The sequence below is a fragment of the Microbacterium sp. E-13 genome (assembly GCF_049912955.1).
Lineage (GTDB): Bacteria > Actinomycetota > Actinomycetes > Actinomycetales > Microbacteriaceae > Microbacterium.
Map to the genome: position 1 here is coordinate 1,619,119 of NZ_CP183973.1, position 22,247 is coordinate 1,641,365.

Annotated in this window: 23 protein-coding genes; 21 read left to right on the top strand and 2 right to left on the bottom strand. The window is 70.2% G+C overall.

The genetic code is table 11. The features are described from left to right. Positions 1-133: 133 nt before the first annotated feature. Entirely contained in the window at positions 134-484 is a 351-nt protein-coding gene (locus ACN9MP_RS07275; protein ID WP_426325065.1) for an Rv2175c family DNA-binding protein, read from the top strand. Between the two features lie 51 nt (positions 485-535). Here ACN9MP_RS07275 and ACN9MP_RS07280 read toward each other — a convergent pair whose 3' ends face one another. Continuing rightward, positions 536-1,630, bottom strand: coding sequence for a polyprenyl synthetase family protein (locus ACN9MP_RS07280; protein WP_426325067.1), 1,095 nt, complete (start codon positions 1,628-1,630; stop codon positions 536-538). Positions 1,631-1,693: 63 nt separating this feature from the next. Here ACN9MP_RS07280 and ACN9MP_RS07285 point away from each other — a divergent pair, with 63 nt between their 5' ends. From ACN9MP_RS07285 to ACN9MP_RS07375, 19 genes are all read left to right on the top strand, one after another. Further along, positions 1,694-2,062, top strand: coding sequence for a DUF3040 domain-containing protein (locus ACN9MP_RS07285; RefSeq protein WP_426325069.1), 369 nt, complete (start codon positions 1,694-1,696; stop codon positions 2,060-2,062). 196 nt (positions 2,063-2,258) lie between these two features. Beyond that, the gene (mraZ, locus tag ACN9MP_RS07290) at positions 2,259-2,690 is read left to right on the top strand and encodes a division/cell wall cluster transcriptional repressor MraZ (protein WP_426325071.1); all 432 of its coding nucleotides are present in this window, start codon (positions 2,259-2,261) and stop codon (positions 2,688-2,690) included. Between the two features lie 127 nt (positions 2,691-2,817). Continuing rightward, positions 2,818-3,771: a 16S rRNA (cytosine(1402)-N(4))-methyltransferase RsmH gene (gene rsmH / locus ACN9MP_RS07295; RefSeq protein ID WP_426325073.1), complete on the top strand. Its 954-nt coding sequence runs from the start codon at positions 2,818-2,820 to the stop codon at positions 3,769-3,771. After that, a complete protein-coding gene (locus tag ACN9MP_RS07300) occupies positions 3,768-4,370 on the top strand; it encodes a hypothetical protein (protein WP_426325075.1) in 603 nt (200 codons plus the stop codon). The genes rsmH and ACN9MP_RS07300 overlap by 4 nt, the downstream gene beginning before the upstream one ends. 49 nt (positions 4,371-4,419) lie before the next feature. Beyond that, on the top strand, positions 4,420-6,204 hold the full coding sequence (locus ACN9MP_RS07305) for a peptidoglycan D,D-transpeptidase FtsI family protein (protein ID WP_426325076.1): 1,785 nt from the start codon (positions 4,420-4,422) through the stop codon (positions 6,202-6,204). Between the two features lie 23 nt (positions 6,205-6,227). After that, positions 6,228-7,643 (top strand): UDP-N-acetylmuramoyl-tripeptide--D-alanyl-D-alanine ligase, encoded by a 1,416-nt coding sequence (locus ACN9MP_RS07310; protein ID WP_426325078.1) that lies wholly within the window; start codon positions 6,228-6,230, stop codon positions 7,641-7,643. Continuing rightward, entirely contained in the window at positions 7,640-8,752 is a 1,113-nt protein-coding gene (gene mraY / locus ACN9MP_RS07315; RefSeq protein ID WP_426325080.1) for a phospho-N-acetylmuramoyl-pentapeptide-transferase, read from the top strand. The genes ACN9MP_RS07310 and mraY overlap by 4 nt, the downstream gene beginning before the upstream one ends. Then, entirely contained in the window at positions 8,749-10,323 is a 1,575-nt protein-coding gene (gene murD / locus ACN9MP_RS07320; protein WP_426325082.1) for a UDP-N-acetylmuramoyl-L-alanine--D-glutamate ligase, read from the top strand. The genes mraY and murD overlap by 4 nt, the downstream gene beginning before the upstream one ends. Then, positions 10,253-11,548: a putative lipid II flippase FtsW gene (gene ftsW / locus ACN9MP_RS07325; RefSeq protein WP_426325084.1), complete on the top strand. Its 1,296-nt coding sequence runs from the start codon at positions 10,253-10,255 to the stop codon at positions 11,546-11,548. Before murD ends, ftsW begins: the two co-directional genes overlap by 71 nt. 254 nt (positions 11,549-11,802) lie before the next feature. After that, complete coding sequence (locus ACN9MP_RS07330; RefSeq protein ID WP_426325086.1) at positions 11,803-12,891, top strand: UDP-N-acetylglucosamine--N-acetylmuramyl-(pentapeptide) pyrophosphoryl-undecaprenol N-acetylglucosamine transferase; 1,089 nt, start codon at positions 11,803-11,805, stop codon at positions 12,889-12,891. Between the two features lie 224 nt (positions 12,892-13,115). Then, a complete protein-coding gene (gene murC, locus ACN9MP_RS07335) occupies positions 13,116-14,522 on the top strand; it encodes a UDP-N-acetylmuramate--L-alanine ligase (protein ID WP_426325088.1) in 1,407 nt (468 codons plus the stop codon). A 7-nt stretch (positions 14,523-14,529) separates the two neighbouring features. Further along, the gene (locus ACN9MP_RS07340) at positions 14,530-15,600 is read left to right on the top strand and encodes an FtsQ-type POTRA domain-containing protein (protein WP_426325090.1); all 1,071 of its coding nucleotides are present in this window, start codon (positions 14,530-14,532) and stop codon (positions 15,598-15,600) included. A gap of 183 nt (positions 15,601-15,783) precedes the next feature. Beyond that, the gene (gene ftsZ / locus ACN9MP_RS07345; RefSeq protein ID WP_426325092.1) at positions 15,784-16,935 is read left to right on the top strand and encodes a cell division protein FtsZ; all 1,152 of its coding nucleotides are present in this window, start codon (positions 15,784-15,786) and stop codon (positions 16,933-16,935) included. A gap of 55 nt (positions 16,936-16,990) precedes the next feature. Beyond that, positions 16,991-17,677 carry a YggS family pyridoxal phosphate-dependent enzyme gene (locus ACN9MP_RS07350; RefSeq protein WP_426325094.1) on the top strand — a complete coding sequence of 229 codons (687 nt, stop codon included), beginning with the start codon at positions 16,991-16,993 and terminating at the stop codon, positions 17,675-17,677. A gap of 32 nt (positions 17,678-17,709) precedes the next feature. Then, complete coding sequence (locus ACN9MP_RS07355) at positions 17,710-18,174, top strand: cell division protein SepF (protein ID WP_426325948.1); 465 nt, start codon at positions 17,710-17,712, stop codon at positions 18,172-18,174. Between the two features lie 9 nt (positions 18,175-18,183). Then, on the top strand, positions 18,184-18,483 hold the full coding sequence (locus ACN9MP_RS07360; RefSeq protein WP_426325096.1) for a YggT family protein: 300 nt from the start codon (positions 18,184-18,186) through the stop codon (positions 18,481-18,483). Positions 18,484-18,642: 159 nt separating this feature from the next. Further along, entirely contained in the window at positions 18,643-19,212 is a 570-nt protein-coding gene (locus ACN9MP_RS07365; protein WP_426325098.1) for a DivIVA domain-containing protein, read from the top strand. Positions 19,213-19,215: 3 nt separating this feature from the next. Beyond that, positions 19,216-20,028 (top strand): signal peptidase II, encoded by an 813-nt coding sequence (lspA, locus tag ACN9MP_RS07370; RefSeq protein WP_426325100.1) that lies wholly within the window; start codon positions 19,216-19,218, stop codon positions 20,026-20,028. 1 nt (position 20,029) lies between these two features. Then, positions 20,030-20,950, top strand: a complete 921-nt coding sequence (locus ACN9MP_RS07375; protein ID WP_426325102.1) for an RluA family pseudouridine synthase — start codon at positions 20,030-20,032, stop codon at positions 20,948-20,950. Between the two features lie 30 nt (positions 20,951-20,980). Here ACN9MP_RS07375 and ACN9MP_RS07380 read toward each other — a convergent pair whose 3' ends face one another. Then, on the bottom strand, positions 20,981-21,457 hold the full coding sequence (locus ACN9MP_RS07380) for an NUDIX domain-containing protein (RefSeq protein WP_426325104.1): 477 nt from the start codon (positions 21,455-21,457) through the stop codon (positions 20,981-20,983). 122 nt (positions 21,458-21,579) lie between these two features. Here ACN9MP_RS07380 and ACN9MP_RS07385 point away from each other — a divergent pair, with 122 nt between their 5' ends. Beyond that, on the top strand, positions 21,580-22,149 hold the full coding sequence (locus tag ACN9MP_RS07385) for a GNAT family N-acetyltransferase (protein ID WP_426325106.1): 570 nt from the start codon (positions 21,580-21,582) through the stop codon (positions 22,147-22,149). Positions 22,150-22,247 lie beyond the last annotated feature (98 nt).

Sequence of the window (22,247 nt, forward strand, 5' to 3'; positions counted from 1 at the left end):
CTCCGTCGACTTCGAGAAACGGTGTCACGGATGTTAATCAGTGTCAACCAGTGGTAAGTGGAGTGATCTTTGTGACACGTGGGCGAGAAGTGACAGCGGCAGGCCGGCGCCTGCATCTGGAATAGTTGCTGTCGTGACCTCTGACGACGTTTCGCGATTCGAGACCGACTGGCTCACCCTTCCCGAACTGGTGGAGGTGCTCGGCGAACCGCTCGGCCGCGTGCGCCGCCTCCTCGACGAGTCGCACCTGATCGGCTCGCGACGAGACGGCGTGCTGAGGGTGCCGTCGGTGTTCATCGTCGACGGCCACCCGCTGAGCTCGCTGCACGGCACGGTGATCTCGCTTCACGACGCCGGCTTCTCCGACGACGAGGCGATCGACTGGCTGCTGTCGCCGGAGGAATCCATCGGCGTCGCGCCGATCGAGGCGCTGCTCGCCGGTCGCAAGAGCGAGGTCCGCCGCGTCGCCCGCACCCTCGCCTGAGGTCGACGGGCTGAGCGTCCGGCGCGGTCGTACCGCGCGCCGGACCTGCGTTCAGGTCGTCCGCACCGTGGCGGCGCGCGCGAGATCGCGCAGCTCGCCGACGGCGGCGTTGCCCAGTCGCGCGCCTGACAGCGCCCGGTCGGCCTCATGCACGTAGTCGGCGATGAGCTGCTCCACGCGCTCCAGCGCCCCGGTGTCGACGATCGTCCGCTGCAATGAGGCGATCTGCCCGGGATCCAGCGCGGGGTCGCCGACGAGTTCGTCGATGATCCGCCGCGCCGGTGGGGCGAGGGCCTCGCGGGCGTACGCGACGAGCACCGTGCGCTTGCCCTCCCGCAGGTCGTCGCCCGAGGGCTTGCCCGTGGCGGACTCGTCGCCGAAGACGCCGAGCACGTCATCGCGGAGCTGGAAGGCCATGCCGAGCGGATGCCCGAACGCGGCCAGCGCCGCCGCCTGCCCGGAATCCGCTCCCGCCAGCGCCGCGCCGATCGCGAGCGGCTGCTGCACGCTGTAGCGCGCGGATTTGAAGGACGCCACGCGCAGCGCCCGCTCGGCGTGCCGGTCGTCGGGCTCGGTCACGAACGCCGACTCCTCGGCCACATCGAGGAACTGCCCGAGCGTGACCTCCCGGCGCATGAGCGCGTACTGCGTGCGCGCCGCCGCGGCGCGATCGGCGGAGGTGGTGGCGAGTCCCTCCTCGAGGAGGTCGTCGCTCCACGCGACGAGGAGGTCGCCGAGGAGGATCGCGCCGGAGCGGCCGAAAGCGTCGGGGTCTCCGAGCCAGCCGGCGCCCCGGTGGCCCTCCTCGAGAGCCCGATGCGCCGACGGGCGGCCCCGTCGCGTGTCGGAGTTGTCGATGAGGTCGTCGTGGACGAGCGCGGCGGCGTGGAACACCTCGAGTGCCGCCGCCGCGGCGATCACCGCCTCCGGCGCGTCGGCGGCTCGTGCCGACGCCTCCTCCACTGCCCTCCACCCGGCGATGCAGAAGCGTGCGCGGAGGCGCTTTCCTCCGGTGACCGCGTCGCCCGCGGCGGAGACGAATCGCGCCGCTTCGGGGCCGGCGTCCCGCACATCCTGACGCTGGGCCGAGATGAACATGTCCACTCGCTGAGAAATGGCTTCGATCGGCTCTGCGACTGCGGACACGGGCCTAGCCTAGTGACGAACGGCACGCGTACAATCGAGCCACCGAAGTACAGAGGGGGAAGCATGCCACTCTCCGAACAGGAGCAGCGCCTGCTGGACGAGATGGAACGCCATCTCATGCGCAACGACGCGGACGTCGTCAGCGCGCCCCGCGACGGACGCACTCTGAGCTATCGCAACATCGTCTACGGCACGATCCTCGTGCTGCTGGGGCTGGGCGGTCTCATCGTCGGCGTCTCGCAGCAGTTGATCGTCGTGGGTGTCATCGGTTTCGTCGTCATGCTGGGCGGAGTCCTTCTCGCCGTCACGCCGGGTCGTGGTCCCGGCAAGATGCGCGTCGAGTCCGATCGACCCGCGAGCAAACCCCAGAACAGCTCTTCGTTCATGGATCGCATGAACGACCGCTGGGACAAGCGGCAGGAGGAGCGCTGAGCGTCCCCGCCGCCTGACCGGCACGAGAAGCACCGACCTTCGGGTCGGTGCTTTTTTGTTGCCCCGGCGGGGCTCCACGGATCCGATCCGGCGCGACGGGGGAGGGGTGCATGACGAATCGGTAGCAAAGTGGAGGAGAGTGGAGTAAAGTGGCGCACAACCCGGGGGGCCGGCATGAAGGGGGTGTGATGTACCGATGCTTTTGGGTACCCACACACCCAAGCTGGACGACAAAGGACGCGTCATCCTCCCGGCCAAGTTCCGCGACGACCTTGGTGGGGGTGTCGTCGTGACGCGCGGACAGGACCGCTGCCTGTACGTGTTCAGCGAGAAGGAGTTCGAGCGGGTGCACGAACGCATCCGTGAGGCGCCGCTCGCGAACAAGCCGGCCCGCGACTTCCTGCGCATGTTCCTCTCGGGTGCAAGTGCCGAGAAGCCCGACAGTCAGAACCGCATCACCATCCCCCCTCCGCTGCGCGCATATGCCGGCCTGGAGCGAGACCTCGTCGTCACCGGCGTGGGCGCTCATGCCGAGATCTGGGACGCCACCGCGTGGAACGCCTACGCCGAGGCCAACGAAGAGAGCTACGCCGAGCTGGAGCAGGAGGTGATTCCCGGCCTGTTCTGAGGTGCTCCCGCCGCCTGCACCTTGACTCCCAGCCGCTCCCGCCCTGACGCCACTTCCCCGGTGCCAGGTCAGAGCGGATGGGGATCAGGGTTCAGGGGACGCCGAACCCGCAGAGGCCGCGTCGATCATGAACCTGCGCGACATCCACACCCCGGTCATGCTCGAGCGCTCCATCGAGCTGCTCGCCCCCGCGCTCCAGCGCGACGGCGCCGTCTTCGTCGACGCGACGCTCGGCATGGGCGGCCACTCCGAGGCCTTCCTCGAGCGGTTTCCCGGGCTGCACCTGATCGGCCTCGACCGCGACACCGACGCCCTGCGGATCGCGGGGGAGCGGCTCGCCCCCTTCGGCGATCGCGTGACCCTGGTGCACACCGTCTACGACGGCATCGCCGACGCCGTCATCTCCAGCGGATTCGCCAAAGCCGACGGCATCCTGTTCGATCTCGGCGTCTCATCGCTGCAGCTCGATGTCGCCGATCGGGGCTTCGCCTACGCCCAGGACGCCCCGCTCGACATGCGCATGGATCAGTCCTCCGGCACGACGGCAGCCGACATCCTCGCCACGTACGGCGAGGGCGACCTCCGCCGCATCTTCGAGCGCTACGGCGAGGAGAAGCTCGCGGGCCGCTACGCGCGAGCCATCATCGCCGCTCGCAAGGAGGCGCCGATCGAGCGCTCCGGCCGCCTCGTCGAGATCCTGCAGGCGGCGACGCCCGCCGCCGTCCAGCGCACCGGGCACCCCGCCAAGCGCGTGTTCCAGGCGCTGCGCATCGAGGTGAACCGCGAGCTGACGGTGCTCGAGCGGGCGGTGCCCTCGGCTTTGGGCGTCCTGCCGGTCGGTGGGCGCATCGTCGTCCTGGCGTACCAGTCCCTCGAGGACCGGCTGGTCAAGCGCGCCTTCGCCGAGGCATCCGCGTCGACCGCGCCGAAGGGCCTGCCGGTCGAGCTGCCCGAGCACGCCCCCAGGTTCCGGCTGCTCGTCAAGGGCGCCGAGCTCGCCACCGATGAAGAGCGCGCGGTCAACCCGCGCGCGACGCCCGTCCGCCTCCGAGCAGCCGAACGACTGAGAGAAGACGCATGAGCACCATCGCGAACGCCACAACCGCGGCTCGCCTGTCGGGAGCGCTCGCTCCGGATCGATCGGATGCCGCGCGCCGTCGTCTGCGGGTCGTGGAGGTGCCGGCGCGCCGCCGCCGCCCGAAGGTCTTCTACGGGGTCGTCGCCGTACTGGGTGCGTTCCTCATCGCCGCCGCGCAGATGTCGCTGTCGATCATGACGACCCAGGGCACGTACGAGCTCTCGGCCCTCACGGCCCACCAGCGCGACCTGACCTACCGGAAGCAGATCCTCTACGACGACGTCGCCGGGCTCAGCTCGCCGCAGTACCTGGCAGCCAACGCCGCCGCCCTGGGCATGGTGATCAACGAGGCGCCGAGCTACCTGCGTCTCAGCGACGGCGCGATCCTGGGCCCGTCGGAGGTGGCGATGGGGGCGTCGTCGGTAGACGCGATCGGTCGCGGCGCGGTGCCGAACGCGCTCATCACCGACACTCCGCTGGTCACCGCACCCGACGCGACCATCGATGGGCTTCCGGTCGTGGTAGCGGAGACGACCGACGGCGGAGTCGGCAACACTCCGCCGCCGATCACCGAGGGTCTGCCCACCCCGAGCACACACTGAGACCCAGCACCCACGATCGCGAACCGAGCAGCCACGACACGAGACGCAGATGACGACACGAAGCACGAGAAGCCCCCGCCGCCGGACCGTCGTCGCCCTCGCCGTCGTCCTGGCCGTGCTCGCCGGGTTCATCATCCGCCTCGTCGACATCCAGGTCGTGAACGCCGACGAGCACATCAAGGACTCGCTGGACGTGGCTTTCGCCGGGAAGCAGACGCTGTACGGCACGAGGGGCTCCATCGTCGACGAGAGCAACCAGACCCTGGCGGGCAGCATCCTGCAGTACGACTGCCAGCTCGACCCCCTCCTCATCACCCAGATCGATGCCCAGGTGCTCGACGAGAAGTCGTCGGCGCGGCTGTGGGCCGACGTCTCCGATGATGTGGCCGACATCACCGGCCAGACGCCCGAGGAGGTGCGCGCGATCGTGGGAGCGGCGCTGGCGGCCGACCCCGCGTCGCGGTACGCCGAGCTCGAGAAGGGCGTCTCGACCGAGCAGTTCCGGGCGCTCGCGGATCTCGAGGTCCCCTACATCGTGTGCGTCCCGCATCCGGCGCGCACCTACCCCGACGGCGCCGTGGCGGGCAACCTCGTCGGGTTCATGGGCACCGACAGCGAGGCGCTCGAGGGTCTCGAGGTCTCGCAGAACGACTGCCTCGCGGCCACGAACGGCACGCGCACGTACGAGAAGGGCAAGGACGGCGTCGTCATCCCGGGCACGGAGACGGAGGTGCCGGCGACCGACGGAGGCACCCTGCAGCTCACGATCAACCGCGACCTGCAGTGGTACCTGCAGCAGCTGATCGCGGAGCAGACGCAGAACATGGCCGCCCAGCGCGGAGCGATCCTCGTCTACGAGGTGAAGACCGGCAAGGTGCGGGCGGCAGCCGAGTACCCCACGGTCGATCCCAACGACTATGCGGCCAGTCCCACCGAGAACCGCACGAGCAGCATCTTCCTGGACTGGTTCGAGCCCGGGTCGACGTTCAAGGGACTGACCGCGGCCACCGTGATCGACGCCGCCGGTCAGACGCCCGCGTCGACGGTGGTCGCCTCCAGCCTCGAGAACTTCCCGAACGGGGCGCGCGTGCGCGATTCGTTCCAGCACCCGGCGTACACGTACACACTCACCGGCGTGCTGATCGACTCGTCGAACGCGGGCATCTCGAAGTTCAGCGAGAAGGTCGACAAGCAGACGCGCTACGACTACTTCAAGCGCTTCGGCATCGGCGAGGGCACGGCGTCGGGTTACCCCAACGAGCAGACCGGCCTCGTCTATCCCCCCGACCAGTGGGGTGCCCAGACGACCTACAACACCGCGTTCGGCCAGGGCGTCACGACAACCATGCCGGAGCTCGCGCGGGCGTACGGCGCGATCGTGAACGGTGGCGTGAAGATGCCGCTGCAGATCATCGAGTCGTGCACGAAGAGCGACGGCACGGTGGTCGAGCCCGACCTGGCCGAACCGGACCAGGTCATCAGCGCCAGCACGTCGGCCCAGATGCGCGAGATGCTCGAGAACGTGTTCCTCCAGGCGCCGTACGCCAAGACGGTGGAGATCCCCGGCTACCGCATCGGCGGCAAGACGGGAACCGGTGAGAAGAGCGACGGACACGGCAACTACAAGGCCGGTGCGTACTACACGACGATGGTCGGCTTCGCGCCGGCCGACGACCCCGCCTACGTGGTGGTCGTCACCCTTGACGAGCCGACGAAGGTAACATCGTCTGCGGCCAATGCGACTGCGTTCCAGAAGGCCATGACCCAGGTTCTGAAGACGTACCGCGTCATGCCCTCGACCACGTCGCCTGAGCTGCTGCCCAAGTTCGGGTAGTCCCACCCGACGGAGTTTCCCCCATGATCGCCCTCACAATCGCCCAGATCGCCCATGCCGTCTCGGGCGAGGCGCACCTCGCCGACGGCGCCACGCCCGACTCGCTCATCACCGGGGCAGTCGACACCGACTCCCGTCTCATCCGGCCCGGCGGCGTCTTCGTCGCAAAGCCCGGCGAAGAGACCGACGGACACCTGTTCGTCGGCGCGGCGGTCGAGAACGGGGCGGCCCTGGCCATCGTCGAGCGGCGGGTCGAGGCATCCGTCTCCCAGATCGTCGTGGCCGACGCGGTCGCCGCGCTCGCGGACCTCGCCCGCGAGGTGGTCGGGCGGGTGAAAGCCCTCGGCGACCTCCGCGTCGTCGGCATCACCGGGTCGAACGGCAAGACGACGACGAAGAACCTGCTGGCCCGCATCCTCGAGGGCGAGTCCGAGACCGTCGCGCCGAAGGCGTCGTTCAACAACGAGGTCGGCGCGCCCCTCACCATGCTGCGCGTCACCGAGTCGACGCGATACCTGGTGAGCGAGCTGGGTGCGAGTGCGCCGGGTGAGATCGCTCGGCTCGCGGGCCTCGTCGACCCCGACATCGGGGTCGTGCTGATGGTCGGGATGGCGCACGCGGGCGGCTTCGGCGGCATCGAGGCCACCTTCCACGCCAAGTCCGAGCTCGTGAAGTCCCTCCGCGCCGGGGGAGTCGCCGTGCTGAACGCCGACGACGCCCGTGTCGCCGCCATGGCGCCCTTCGCCGAAGAGCGCGGGGCGACCGTCCGGTGGTTCGGCCGCGGCCCCGCCGCCACCGACGTCCGCGCCGACGACGTCGTGGTCACGGCATCCGGAACCTCCTTCACCGTCACCGTCGACGGTGTGTCGCTGCCGCTGCGCCTGCGGGTGCTGGGGGAGCACCACGTCATGAACGCCCTCGCCGCGATCGCCGCCGCCACTGCTCTCGGGGTGTCGCCCGCCGACGCCGTCGCTCGCCTGGAGACGGTCGAGATCGCCGAGCGGTGGCGCATGCAGCCGCTGGGGTCGGACCGCGTGCGGATCATCAACGACGCCTATAACGCCAGCCCCGACTCCATGGCGGCCGCCCTCCGCACGCTCGCCCAGATCACCGGTCCCCGCGAGCGCACCGTCGCCGTGCTCGGCGCCATGAGCGAGCTCGGCGAGTACGCCGAGGAGGAGCACGACCGCGTCGGCCTGCTGGCCGTGCGGCTCGGCATCCAGCGCATCGTCATCGTCGGCGACCCGGCGCGTCGCATGTACCTCGAGGCCGTGGCTCAGGGGTCGTGGGACAACGAGGCCGTCTTCTTCTCGACCGCCGACGAGGCGTTCGAGTACCTGCAGGGCGAGCTGCGCGACGGTGACCGCGTTCTCGTGAAGTCGTCGAACTCGGCGGGGCTGCGGTTCCTCGGCGATCGTCTGGGAGAATCGTTCTCGTGAGATCTCTCCTGACGGCGGCGGCGATCTCGCTGGCATTCACGCTCTTCCTCACCCCCGTGTTCCTGCGGCTCTTCCGCAAGTGGGGCTGGGGTCAGGTGATCCGCACCCCGGAGGACATCCGGAACCCCAACCATCAGACCAAGCGCGGCACGCCCACGATGGGCGGCACGATCTTCATCGTCGGCACGATCGTCGGCTATCTGATCGGCTGCTACGTCGGCAACAACCCGCCCACGATCTCGGGGCTGCTCGTCATCTGGATGATGGTCGGCCTCGGCGCGGTCGGGTTCATCGACGACTACATGAAGGTGCGTCAGCAGAAGTTCATGGGACTGAGCGGCTGGCGCAAGATCGTCGGCCAGGTCATCGTCACGGTGCCCTTCGGCATCGTGGCGCTGAACTTCCCCAACCAGTTCGACCAGACCCCCGCCTCACCGTACGTATCGGTGTTCCGCGACGTGCCGGTGCTCGGGTTCATGACCCTCGGGCTCATCGCCGGCTGGATCCTCTATCTCACCTGGGTGACCTTCATCGGCGTCGCCTTCTCGAACAGCGTCAACGTCACAGACGGGCTCGACGGCCTCGCCGCAGGGTCGGCCATCTTCGTGGCGGGCGCCTACAGCCTCATCGCGTTCTGGCAGTTCAACCAGGCCTGCTGGGGCGGCGAAGGCCTCTCCGCGGCGGCGAAGGCGGCGTGCTACCCGACGCGCGATCCGTTCGACCTCGCGATCATCTCGGCCTCGTTCGTCGGCGCGCTCATCGGCTTCCTGTGGTGGAACGCGCCCAAGGCCAACGTCTTCATGGGCGACGTCGGCTCGATGTCGATCGGCGGGGTGATCGCTGCCATGGCGATCCTCACCCGCACCGAGCTGCTCGCCGTGCTGGTCGCGGGCGTCTTCATCATCGGCCCCGGCTCGGTCATCCTGCAGCGCCTGTACTTCAAGCTCTCGCGCGGCAAACGCCTGTTCCTCATGAGCCCGTTCCATCACCACCTCGAGATGCGCGGCTGGTCGGAGGTCACGATCGTCGTGCGCATGTGGATCATCGCGGGTCTCCTCGCGGTGTCGGGCATCGGATTCTTCTACGTCGAATGGCTTTCCCGCACATGAGCTCCGACCGACTCTCCGCCCTCACCAGCTGGAGCGCCGACTGGAAAGGCCTGCGGGTCGCCGTCCTGGGTCTGTCGGTCACCGGCTTCTCCGTCGCCGACACGCTGGCAGAGCTCGGCGCCGACGTGCTCGTCGTCACCGAGAAGGCCGACGAGGAGTACGAACGGCTGCTGCCTGTCATCGGGGCGCGGCTGTGGACAGGCAGCCTCCGCGAGGTGCCGCGCGAGCTGATCGAGTTCGCGCCCGAGGTCGTCGTCGCATCGCCGGGCTTCGCGCCGCAGCATCCGCTCATCGTCTGGGCCCGTGAGAACGGCATCGCGTTGTGGGGCGACGTCGAGCTCGCCTGGCGCGTTCGCGACAAGGTCGTTCGCGCCGACGGCACTCCGGCCGACTGGATCCTCATCACCGGCACCAACGGCAAGACCACGACGACGCGTCTGACCGCGACCATGCTCGTGGCCGGCGGACTGCGCGCCGCCCCTGTCGGGAACATCGGCACCCCCGTGCTCGACGCCGTGCGCGACCCTTCGGGGTTCGACGCCCTGGTCGTCGAGCTGTCGAGCCACCAGCTCTGGTACCTCGGGCTGCAGGACTCGCCCGACCCCGTATCGCCGCACGCGGCGGTGTGCCTCAACCTGGCCGACGACCACCTCGAATGGCACGGCTCGTTCGACGAGTACCGCGCGGCCAAGGCGCACGTCTACGACAACACGCGCGTCGCCTGCGTGTACAACAAGGCGGATGCCGCCACCCAGCGCATGGTCGAAGAAGCCGACGTGGTCGAGGGCGCGCGTGCCATCGGTTTCGACCTCGGCGTGCCGGGCCCCAGCGACCTCGGCGTGGTCGAGGGGATCATCGTCGACCGCGCGTTCCTCGAGGAACGCCACCGCAGCGCGCTGGAGCTCACCACGGTCGCCGAGCTCGCGTCCCTCGGCCTGGGCGCCCCGCACATGGTGGCGAACGTTCTCGCCGCCGCCGCCCTGGCGAGGTCGGTGGACGTGCCGCCCGCCGCCATCCGGGAGGCTCTTCGCGAGTTCCGCCTCGACCCGCACCGCATCGAGGTCGTCGCCCGGCATGCCGGCATCACCTGGGTCGACGACTCGAAGGCCACCAACCCGCACGCCGCCGCCTCGTCGCTGGCCGCCTACCCCGGCGCGGTCTGGGTGGTCGGCGGGCTCCTCAAGGGCGTCGACATCTCCGAGCTCGTCGCCGGGCGCGGAGCCGGCGCGAAGGCGGCGATCGTGATCGGGCTGGATCGGGGCGAGGTGATCGCCGCGTTCGAGCGACACGCGCCTGCGGTGCCGGTGTTCGAGGTGGACCCCGATGAGACTGAAGAGGTCATGGCGCGTGTCGTCGAACTGGCGGCAGGGGTGGCGCGTGACGGGGACGTGGTTCTGCTCGCCCCCGCTGCGGCATCCTTCGACCAGTTCGCCTCATACGCGGACCGCGGCCGCAGATTCGCCGCGGCCGTGAAAGAACGGATCGGATCGAGGGCCCCGGGTGACGACGACGCAGCCGCCGCGGAGCCGGCCGACGCGCCCGACCTCGACGACCTCGCCGACCGGGACTGAGAAGCCGGCGCGGCGTGGGCTCGCCGCGCGTGTTTCGCTCGGGCGGGTGTTCGCCCCGGTGCCGAGCGAATTCCTTCTCATCGCATCCACGACGCTCTTGCTGACGGTCTTCGGCCTCGTCATGGTGCTCTCCGCGACCTCCGCGACCGCCACGGCCGCCGGCGAGGCGCCGTGGGAGGCGGTGATGAAGCAGGTGGTGTTCGCGGTCATCGGCGTGCCGCTCATGTTCATCGCCAGCCGGCTGCCCCTGAAGTTCTGGAAGCGCGTCGCGTGGCCGGCGCTGATCGGCGCGATCTTCTTCCAGATGCTCGTCTTCACGCCGCTCGGCATCGACAACGACGGCAACCGCAACTGGATCAACATCGGCGGCGTTCAGGCGCAGCCGGCCGAGTTCCTCAAGCTCGCGCTCGCGCTGTGGCTGGCGTTCGTGCTCTTCCGCAAGCAGACGCTCCTCAGCAAGTGGCAGCACGTCTTCATCCCCGTCGTGCCCGTGTCGGTGGCCGTCTTCGCGACGGTGCTCGCCGGCCACGACCTCGGCACCGTCATCATCCTCGTGCTCGTCCTGCTGGGGGCGCTGTTCTTCTCGAACGTGAAGCTGCGGCTCTTCGTCATCCCGCTGCTCCTCGCCGTGGTGGGACTCGCGGCATTCGCCATCACCAGCCCCAACCGCATGCGGCGCATCATGAGCTTCCTCGATCAGGACTGCCTCGCCGACTACCTCAACGCCTGCTACCAGCCGCTGCACGGCATCTGGGGACTGGCCAGCGGCGGAGTCTTCGGACTCGGGCTCGGCAACTCGCGCGAGAAGTACGACTGGCTCCCCGCCGCCGCGAACGACTACATCTTCGCCATCGTCGGAGAGGAGCTCGGTCTCATCGGCTGCGCGGTCGTGCTGGCGCTGTTCGCGCTGTTCGCCGTCGGCGCGTTCCACGTGATCCGCAAGACGGACGACCCGTTCGTGCGCATCGCGGCCGGCGGCATCACGGTATGGATCGTCGGGCAGGCCCTCATCAACATCGGCGTGGTGCTCCGCGTGCTGCCGGTGCTCGGGGTGCCGCTGCCCTTCATGTCGCAGGGCGGCACTTCGCTGCTGTCGGTGCTCATCGCCTGCGGCGTGCTCCTCGCGTTCGCCCGTTCGCTCCCGGCATCCATCGCCCGGCGCGAAGCCGCCATCGCCGAAGCCCGCGCAGCGCGCGAGCGCGCGAAGCTCCGCGCCGTGCGGTGACGCACGCCGCGCCGCCGGTCCTCAGGAGGGAACGCGCGGTCCTCAGGAGGGAACGCGCGGTCCTCAGGGAGGAACGCGCGGTCCTCGCTGACGAACGCGCGGTCCTCATTTGAGGACGATGGCCGAGATGCGGATGCTGCGACCGCGAGTCGCTCCTCATCTCGGCGCGAGCCCTCAGTTGAGGACCGCGCCCGTCGACGCGTCGCGCGCTGCCCGCAGGGAGGGAGCGGTGCGACCCCGGGTAGGCTCGGGGAGTGACGACGTACCTCCTGGCCGGCGGCGGCACCGCCGGACACGTCAACCCGCTCCTGGCGGTCGCCGATGCGCTGCGCGCCCGCGACCCGCACGCCGAGGTGCTCGTGCTCGGCACCCGTGAGGGGCTCGAGGCCCGGCTCGTGCCCGAGCGGGGCTACGAGCTGCTGTTCGTCGACAAGGTCCCCTTCCCCCGGCGCCCGAACAAGGCGGCCACGGCGTTCCCCGCGCGCTTCCGGCGAGCCGTCGCGCAGGTGCGTGCGCACATCTCGGCGCGCAAGGTCGACGTCGTCGTGGGCTTCGGCGGCTACGCCTCGGCGCCCGCATACGTGGCGGCGGGACGCGAGCACGTGCCGTTCGTCGTGCACGAGGCCAACGCCCGCCCGGGCCTCGCCAACAAGCTCGGCGCGCGCCGCGCCGCCGGTGTCGGGACCGCTTTCGAGGGAACGCCCCTGAAGCGCTCGAGGCTGGTCGGGATGCCGCTCCGCCGCGAGATCGTCGCGCTCGACCGCGACGCGCTCCGCGCCGAAGCGGCGGCCCATTTCGGGCTGGACCCGGCCAGACCCGTCCTCCTGGTCTTCGGCGGGTCGCTCGGCGCACAGCGCCTGAACGAGGCCTTCGGCGAGGGGCGCGGCGGTGCCTGGCGTGACGTGCTCGGCGCCGGCTGGCAGCTCCTCCATGTCACCGGCGAGCGGTCGGAGCTGCCCGATCCGGGCGTCGCCGGCTACGCCGTGCGACGCTATGTCGATCGCATGGACCTCGCCTTCGCCCTGGCGGACTTCATCGTCTCGCGCGCCGGCGCCGCGACGGTCAGCGAGATCAGCGCGCTCGGCATCCCGACCGCGTATGTGCCGTACGCCGTGGGCAACGGCGAGCAGGCGCTGAACGCGTCGTCGGCGGTGCGCGCGGGGGCGGCGGTGCTCATCCCTGATGCCGAGTTCACGGCCGACCGCGTGCGCTCGCAGGTGCTGCCGCTCCTGGCCGATGACACGCGTCGCGCGGCGATGACGCGGGACGCGGCATCCGTCGGCACCCGCAACGGGACGGAGAATCTGGTCGTCATGATCGACGAGGCGCTCGCGCGCCACTGAGCCCCGCCGAGGTCAGGAGATCTCGCGCCGCTGACCCATCGCTGAGATCAGGAGATCTCGCGCAGGCAGGACCGAATCGGCGAAACGCTCCTGCTGCGATCAGATCTCCTGATCTCGGCAGCGCCGCGCCGCCACCTGCGCGGCTGCCGCCATCGGCGCGGGGCCGCGGCCACCCAGCGCGCCGGGACCGGGGCGGCCGCCGCCCAACTTAGACTTGACCGGTCATGATCAGACCCGATCTCAGTCTTCCCATCCCCGACGACATCACCGCCGCCCATTTCATCGGAATCGGCGGATCCGGCATGTCGGGGCTCGCCCGCATGTTCCTGGCGCGGGGCATCCGCGTCTCCGGCTCCGACCGCGCCGACAGCAAGGCGCTGCGCGAGCTCGCCGAACTGGGGGCGAACGTGCATGTCGGACACGACGCCGCGAACCTCGCCGACGATGTCGACACCGTGGTGCACACCGGCGCCATCTGGCCCGAGAACCCGGAGTTCGTGCTCGCGAAGCAGCGCGGGCTCCATGTGATCCACCGCTCGCAGGCCCTTCACTGGCTCATCGGGGCCCGCCGCCTGGTGTCGGTCGCGGGTGCCCACGGTAAGACGACGTCGACGGGCATGATCGTCACCGCGCTGCGCGACCTCGGCGTCGAGCCGACTTTCGTGAACGGCGGCGTCATCGCACAGCTCGGCGTCTCGAGCGGCAGCGGCAGCGACGACCTGTTCGTCATCGAGGCCGACGAGTCCGACGGCACGTTCCTGCTGTACGACACCTCGATCGCGCTCATCACGAACGTCGACCCCGACCACCTCGACCACTGGGGCACGCGCGAGGCCTTCTACGAGGCGTTCGCGCGCTTCGGGAACCGCGCCCGCGAAGCGGTCGTGATCTCTTCCGACGACCCCGGCGCGCAGCTCGTGGCGGCGCAGCTGACCCACCCGCACGTCGTCACCTTCGGCGAGGCCGCGGATGCGACGGTGCGCGTGAGCGGCATCGTGACCGACGGCCCGGTGTCGTTCCGCCTCACCCACGACGGGATGACGGTCGACGCCCAGTTGCCGGTACCCGGCGCGCACAACGCGATCAACGCGGCGGGCGCCGTCGCCGTGCTCCTGACCCTCGGCCACGAGCTGGAACCGGCCGTCCGGGCCGTGGAGGGCTTCGCCGGCACGGTGCGGCGCTTCGAGCTGCACGGTGTCGAGCACGGAGTGAGCGTCTTCGACGACTACGCCCACCACCCGACCGAGGTGGCGGCGGCTCTCGCCGCGGCGCGCAGTGTCGTGGGCGACGGGCGCATCATCGCGATCCAGCAGCCGCACACCTACTCCCGCACCCAGGAGATGTATCGCGAGTTCGCCGAGGTGCTGGAGCACTACGCCGACCACACCGTCATGCTCGACGTCTACGGCGCCCGCGAAGACCCGGTGCCGGGCGTGACCGGCGAGCTCGTCAGCGGCGCCTTCGCAGACCCGTCCCACGTGCACTACGTGCCCGACTGGCAGGAGGCCGCCGACTACACGGCGTCCGTTGCCCGTGACGGCGACTACGTGATCACGCTCGGCTGCGGCAACGTCTACCTCATCATCCCGCAGGTGCTCGAGGCCCTCGGCCGGGCGCGAGCGGGGGAGTAGGGGCCCCATGCGCCGCCCGTCGCCGTTGCCGCAGCCGCCGGTCGCCTCTCGCGGCACGGCCGACACGGCGTCGCCGAAGAGCCCGTCACGCCGATCCGACGACCCTGCGACCGAGCACCTCGGTTCGGGGCGGGCGCGCACGACGGACACCGAGCCCGGCATCCGGTCCGGCGGGGAGACGGATGCTGCCGCCCCCGGCGGTGTACCGGGCACCGACGGCAACGCCACGGCGCCGATCATCCCGCTCGTCGGGCCCGGCCCCCGCCCGGGCGCGGAGCCGCGGGGCCGCGGGAGGGACGACGGGGGCGCTCCGGACGTCGGGTTCCGCGACGTGTGGAAGGCGGCTCGCGCCCGGCGCAAGGCCCTGCGCGCCGAGATCCGCCGCTTCACCGTGCGGCAGCGACGCCGGCGACTGATGTGGCTCGGGGTCGCCGCATCCGTCGTGGTCCTCGCGCTCGGCACGGTCGGCGCCGCCTACAGCCCGCTCCTCGGCGTCGAGAAGATCTCCGTGGTCGGCGCACAGCAGGTGCCCGCCGCCGACATCGCCTCGGCGCTGTCGGGCCAGCTCGGCACGCCGCTTCCGCTCGTCGACGAGAGCGCGGTGAAGGCCGCCCTCGTGTCGTTCCCGCTGATCGAGACGTACGCGCTCGAGGCGCGTCCCCCGCACGAGCTCGTGGTGCGGATCGTCGAGCGAACGCCGATCGGCCTCATCGAGACGCGCGCGGGGTACACGCTCGTCGACGCCGCCGGGGTGGCCCTGTCGACCACCGCGACCCCGAGCGCCGGCACGCCGTTGCTCACCATCACCGGCGGCGTCGACTCCGACGCGTTCCACGCGGTGGGGCAGGTGATGCGCTCGCTTCCCGCGGACATCCGGGCCCAGGTGACCGCGGTGACGGCATCGACGCCCGACGACGTCACGCTGGGCCTCGGCGGCACGAACACGCAGATCGTGTGGGGCAGCGCGGACGACTCGGCCGCGAAGGCCGTCAACCTCGCGAAGATGATGGCCGCACGGCCTCCGTCGGAGGTCTACAGCTACGACGTCTCGTCGCCCGGCGTCGTCGTCGTGCGCTGACCGGAAGGCCGGCAACGGCGGCTCCGGGCCGAGTTCGGGACCGGATGCCGCGACACGCCGTTGTGCTCCCGGCACCGGCGCGGCGTCCGCATACTTTCGAGTCAGGAATTGCATACCGGGCAATTCTTTATACCTCTACTAGAGGTTGAAGGTTTTAAAAGGTCCAGGGCTACGGAGGCCGGCATGAGCCAGAACCAGAACTACCTCGCCGTGATCAAGGTCGTCGGCGTCGGCGGCGGCGGTGTCAACGCGGTCAACCGCATGATCGAGCTCGGCCTGCGGGGCGTCGAGTTCATCGCCATCAACACCGACGCCCAGGCGCTGCTCATGAGCGACGCCGACGTCAAGCTCGACGTGGGGCGAGAGCTCACCCGCGGACTCGGCGCGGGCGCCGACCCCGAGGTGGGCCGCCGCGCCGCCGAAGACCACGCCGAAGAGATCGAGGAGGCGCTGCGCGGCGCCGACATGGTCTTCGTTACGGCCGGTGAGGGCGGCGGCACCGGCACGGGCGGTGCTCCGGTCGTCGCGAAGATCGCGAAGTCGATAGGAGCACTCACGATCGGCGTCGTGACGAAGCCCTTCTCCTTCGAGGGTCGTCGCCGCCAGCAGCAGGCCGAGACGGGCGTCGCGCGCCTGAAGGAAGAGGTCGACACCCTCATCGTGGTGCCGAATGACCGCCTGCTCGAGATCAGCGACCGCGGCATCTCCATGATCGAGGCGTTCGCCACCGCCGACCAGGTGCTCCTCGCCGGTGTGCAGGGCATCACCGACCTCATCACCACGCCCGGTCTCATCAACCTCGACTTCGCCGACGTGAAGTCCGTGATGCAGGGTGCAGGCTCCGCCCTCATGGGCATCGGCTCCGCCCGCGGTGCCGACCGCGCGATCAAGGCCGCCGAGCTCGCGGTGGAGTCGCCCCTCCTCGAAGCATCGATCGAGGGTGCGCACGGCGTTCTGCTGTCGATCCAGGGAGGCTCGAACCTCGGCATCTTCGAGATCAACGACGCCGCGCAGCTGGTCAAGGAGGCTGCACACCCCGAGGCGAACATCATCTTCGGAACGGTCATCGACGACACCCTCGGCGACGAGGTTCGCGTCACGGTCATCGCGGCCGGCTTCGACGGGGGCGAACCGCAGGCGCGCATCGAGCCCATCGCGGCCGCTCGCGTCGTCTCGACGCCGGCGCTGCCCGTCACGTCGGCCGATGACGCCGCCAAGGATCGCGACGTCGTGGAGCGGCCCGCCGTGCCCGTCTCGGTCGGCGCCGTCACCGAGTCGTCGTACGACACCGCGTTCGGCGACGACGACCTCGACATCCCCGACTTCCTGAAGTAGGCCTCTCGGCAGGCGCATGCCCCCCGACGGGCTCGGGAACCGGACGGGAGCCCCCATGGAAGAGCTACGCCGACGACTCGCGGCGATCGACGAGCGGATAGCGGATGCCGCGCGCTCGGCCGGCCGCGATCCGTCGGAGCTCACGCGCATCGTCGTCACGAAGTTCCACCCCGCGTCGCTGGTCGGCGAGCTCTACGAGCTCGGCGTCCGCGACGTGGGGGAGAACCGGCAGCAGGAGTTCAGCCGCAAAGTGGCCGAGGTGGGCGTCCTGGCCGGGCTGCGCTGGCACTTCATCGGGCAGGCGCAGACCAACAAGGCGCGTGCGATCCGGGCCGCGGCATCCGTCGTCCACTCCCTCGACCGCGCCCGTCTCGCCGACGCTCTCGATGCCGCCGCACAGCCGGGCGACCCGGTGCTCGACGTGCTGCTGCAAGTCAACCTCACCGACGATCCCGGCCGTGGCGGGGTGGCGCCCGGCGAACTCGAAGCGCTCGCCACCCACGCCGCCGGGCTGTCTTCGCTGCGTGTGCGCGGCGTCATGGCGGTCGCTCCGCTCGAGGAGCCACCGGCACCCGCCTTCGAGCGCCTGAATCGCCTCGCGGGCGCCGTGCGCGCCGTGGTGCCCGACGCCGATTGGATCTCGGCGGGGATGACCGCCGACTTCGCCGAGGCCATCGCGGCAGGCGCGACACACCTGCGGATCGGTTCGGCAATCACAGGCCCCAGGCCGGAACGCGGTTAACCTCGGAGAAGATGAGCACTACGGAGGATCAGATGTCGAACCCGCTCAAGAAGACCATGGTCTACCTCGGACTCGCGGACGAGGAAGAGGTCTACGAGGAGCCGGCGCCCCAGCCGCGTGCTCGCACCACCGAGAAGTCGGTCGAGAAGCCGGCCGCTCCGGTGACCCCGATCCATCGCCCGGCTGTCGTGCGTCAGCCGGCGCCGTCCGCGATCAACGAGATCCTGACCGTCCACCCGAAGCAGTACCGCGACGCACAGGTGATCGCCGAGAACTTCCGTGACGGCATCCCGGTGATCATCAACCTCTCGCAGATGAGCGACGCCGACGCGCGCCGGCTCATCGACTTCGCGAGCGGGCTGTCGCTCGGCCTCTACGGGCGCATCGAGCGGGTGACCAGCAAGGTCTTCCTGCTCTCGCCCGAGAACGTCGCGGTGTCCGGCGACGGGGCGGTCGCGCAGGCCGATCCGGAGTCGGTTCCCTTCGCACAGCCGTAGTCTGGCTACGTGCCTGTCGTCTCCCTCATCGCAGCGATCCTGAACCTCGCGCTGCTGCTCTACGTGTTCGTGCTGCTGACGCGGTTGATCCTCGACTGGATCCCGTTCTTCAACCGCGAGTGGCGTCCGCGTGGTGCCGGCCTGGTCGCCGCGGAGATCGTTTACACCGTCACCGACCCGCCGATCAAGATGTTCCGCCGGTTCATCCCGCCCCTGCGCATCGGCGCCATCGCGATCGATTTCGGGTTCGCGCTGACGATGCTCCTGTGCTTCATCCTGCTGAGCGTCACGCGAACGCTCGCCGGCTGAAACGCACGTCATACAACCCGCCGTCGCCTTCGACACTTCCCGACGCGGTGACTATGCTTTGCTGATACGAACGGCCTTCATCGGAGGGCCGCACCGACATCGGCCCCCGGGCACCGGTCGACCGCCGGCTCCGTCCAGACGCTCGAAAGAGGAATCACCATGGCATTGTCCCCCGATGACGTCGTCACCAAGCAGTTCCAGCACGTCCGCTTCAAGGAGGGCTTCGACCCCGACGAGGTGGACGACTTCCTCGACGAGATCGTCGTGGAATGGCGCAAGGCCCTCACCGAGAACGAGGAGCTGAAGGCCAAGCTGGCGGCGTACGAGTCGGGTGCCGCTCCCGCTGCAGCCGCACCTGCCCAGGCCGCCCCGGCAGAGGCGGCCCCGGCCGCCGGCGCAGCCCCCGCCGCGAGTGCCGGCATCATCGAGCTGGCCCAGCGCCTGCACGACGAGCACGTCGCCGAGGGCATCGCCCAGCGCGACCAGCTCATCTCCGACGCCAAGGCGCAGGCCGCCTCCATCGTGTCCGAGGCCGAGACCCGCGGCCGCGAGGAGCTCGCCAAGCTCGAGCGCGAGCGCACCTCGCTCGAGGGCCGCATCTCGGAGCTCCGCAACTTCGAGCGCGACTACCGCGCTCAGCTTCGGAGCTACATCGAGGGCAAGCTGCGCGACCTCGAGACCTCGGCGACGACGTCCGGCGCACAGCCGGTCTCGGCGCTGGGCCTCTAGGCCTTGACGCGCCGACCTCCCCTTCGTCAGGCGGCGGCCGGCACCATCATCGCGGTTCTCGCGGTGCTGGTGCTGGCCGCCGACCAGTTGGCGAAGTATCTGGCGCTCGAGAACCTGCCGTACCAGGTGCCGGTGCCGGTCATCGGCGACTTCCTGAGCTTCTACCTGACGCGCAACCCCGGTGCCGCCTTCTCGCTCGGCGAGGAGGTCACGTGGATCTTCACCATCGCGCTTGCGGGCGTCGCCGTCGTCATCGGGTGGCTGGCCGCCCGGCGGGTGCGCTCGCGTCTGTGGGCGGTCGCCCTGGGCCTCCTGCTCGGCGGCGTGCTGGGCAACCTCAGCGACCGCCTCTTCCGTGACCCGGGCTTCGGCGTCGGGCACGTGGTCGACTTCATCAACACGCCGTGGATGTGGTTCTTCCCCGGCATGTCTCCGGCGATCTACAACATCGCCGACATCTTCATCGTGTGCGACATGATCGCGATCGCACTCCTGGTTCTCGTGGGGGTTCACATGGATGGAACGCGCGACCACGGCCGCAAGAACGAGCAGGCCGAACCGGCGGAGAGCGAGACGCTGCTGGGTGCCGAGGGCGACCAGTTCGCGTCTGGGGGCACCGTCGCGGGATTCGGCGACGAGTTCCCGGTGGCGGATCCGGATGCCGGCATCCCGGCCGCCGAGCGCGGGCTCCCGCCGCTGAGCCGGAGCGAGCAACGAGAGGTCGAGCAAGAGGCCGAGCGCGAGGCGGAAGAGTACGAGACCGAGCGCGACGCCGGCCACGACACCGAGCGTCCCGGGTCGGGCGCCCAGATCTGACGTGGACTCGCGCAGCCTTCCCGTTCCCGACGGCCTCGACGGCGCCCGCGTCGACGCGGCGCTGGCCAAGATGCTCGGCTTCTCGCGCACCTTCGCGGCGGAGGTGGCAGAGGCCGGCGGGGTGACGATGGATGGGCGCACGCTCGCCAAGTCCGACAAGCTCCGCGGCGGAGCGTGGCTCGACGTGGCGTGGGCCCCGAGGGAGGAGCCTCGCGTCGTTCCGGTCGAGGTGCCCGATCTCGGCATCGTCTACGACGATGACGACATCGTGGTGGTCGACAAGCCGTCAGGCGTGGCCGCCCACCCCTCCGTGGGGTGGCAGGGGCCGACCGTGCTCGGGGCGCTGGCCGCCGGCGGCTACCGGATCGCCACCACCGGCGCCGCCGAGCGTCAGGGCGTCGTGCACCGGCTCGACGTCGGCACGAGCGGACTCATGGTGGTCGCCAAGACCGAGCGCGCCTATGTCGCGCTGAAACGTGCGTTCAAAGAGCGGGAGGTCGAGAAGATCTACCACGCGGTCGTGCAGGGGCACCCGGATCCGCTCGCCGGAACGATCGATGCTCCGATCGGGCGCCACCCCTCGCACTCGTGGAAGTTCGCGGTGACGCCCGACGGCAAGGACTCCGTCACGCACTACGAGACGCTCGAGGCGTTTCCGGGCGCCTCGCTGCTGGAGATCCATCTCGAGACCGGGCGGACGCACCAGATCCGCGTGCACATGGCCGCGCACCGGCATCCGTGCGTCGGCGACCCCCTCTACGGAGCAGACCCGACGCTGTCGGCGCGACTGGGCCTCATCCGCCAGTGGCTGCACGCCCACGAACTCTCGTTCGCGCACCCGACCACGGGAGAGTGGGTCACCTTCACGTCCGGCTATCCCGCCGACCTCGCGCACGCGCTCGAGGTGCTGCGCGGCGACTGAGCCCGGGCATCGGGCTCGCGGCTGGCAGGCTCAGCGGCCGCCCTCGAAGCGCGCGACGCCGTCCTCGGCGAGGGCGAGGTCGATGCGGGGTCGCATGTCGCCCAGTTCGAGCGCGCCGAGGGAGGGGAGGTCGTACCAGCCGACCTCCGACATCTCGCCGTCGGCCGGATGGGGGTCACCGGAGATCCATGAGCAGCGGAACGTGAGATCGAGGTAGTCGGCCTGGTCGCCGTTGGCATAGGTGATCCGGGGGATCTGGTGCACCCACGCCAGCCGTTCGACGCGGATGACGACGCCGGCCTCCTCGAGGGCCTCGCGGGCGGCTGCGGCGGCCGGCTCCTCGCCGGGATCGACGATGCCGGTGACCGGAGTGAGCCGTCCGTTGTCGCTCCGCCGGCCGAGCAGCACCTCGTCGTGGCGGAGCACGACGGCTGTCACGCCGACGAGGGGGAGGGGGGCAGTCCCCACCTTGCTGCGGAGGTCGAGGACGAAATCGGGCGTGGCCATGGCTCCGACCTTATGGGGCGGCATCCGCTCGCCTGTCACGAGTTGCCGTGGTCGCGGCACAGCATGACAGGGGAGCGACCGGTCGTGGCGCGATGTCGGATGCCTCGGGCAGAGTGGCCGTCATGGCGATCGAGGTACGTCCCGCGACCGTGTTCGACGACATCGCGACTCTCGTCGGCCCGAAGAAGCCGACGTCGAACGTCTGCTGGTGCCTGAGCTACCGCATCCCGAGCAAGGAGAACCTGGCGCTCCGGGGGCCGGCGCGGGGCGACCGGGTACGCGAGCTGATGAAGCACGGCCCGCCCGGCGTCCTGGCGTACGAGGGCGACGAGGTCGTCGGGTGGGCCGCCGTGCATCCCCGGGCGGACACGGCGTTCGCCACCAACCGGAAGATCCCTCATGTCGACGAGCTCGGCGTCTGGAGCGTGTGGTGCATCCGCGTGCGGCCGGGTCATCGAGGCCAGGGCATCTCGCATGCGCTCCTCGCGGGCGCCGTCGACTTCGCGCGTGCGAACGGCGCCCCCGCGGTCGAGGGCTACCCGGTCGACAACAAGGGCGAGAAGGTCGATCTCACGATGGCCTACGTAGGAACGCGCGACCTGTTCCAGCGGGCCGGTTTCCGAAAGGCCGCCGACACGGACTCCGTCATCAACGGCTTCCCGCGGGTGCTCATGCGCCTCGACCTCCGGTGAGCACGAGGGGCGCGGTCTTCACCCTCCACTCGAGGGTGAGGCGACCTGCGTCGCGGGTGCGCCCGACACCCGGCGGGGGCGTCTGCGGTGTCCGTGGT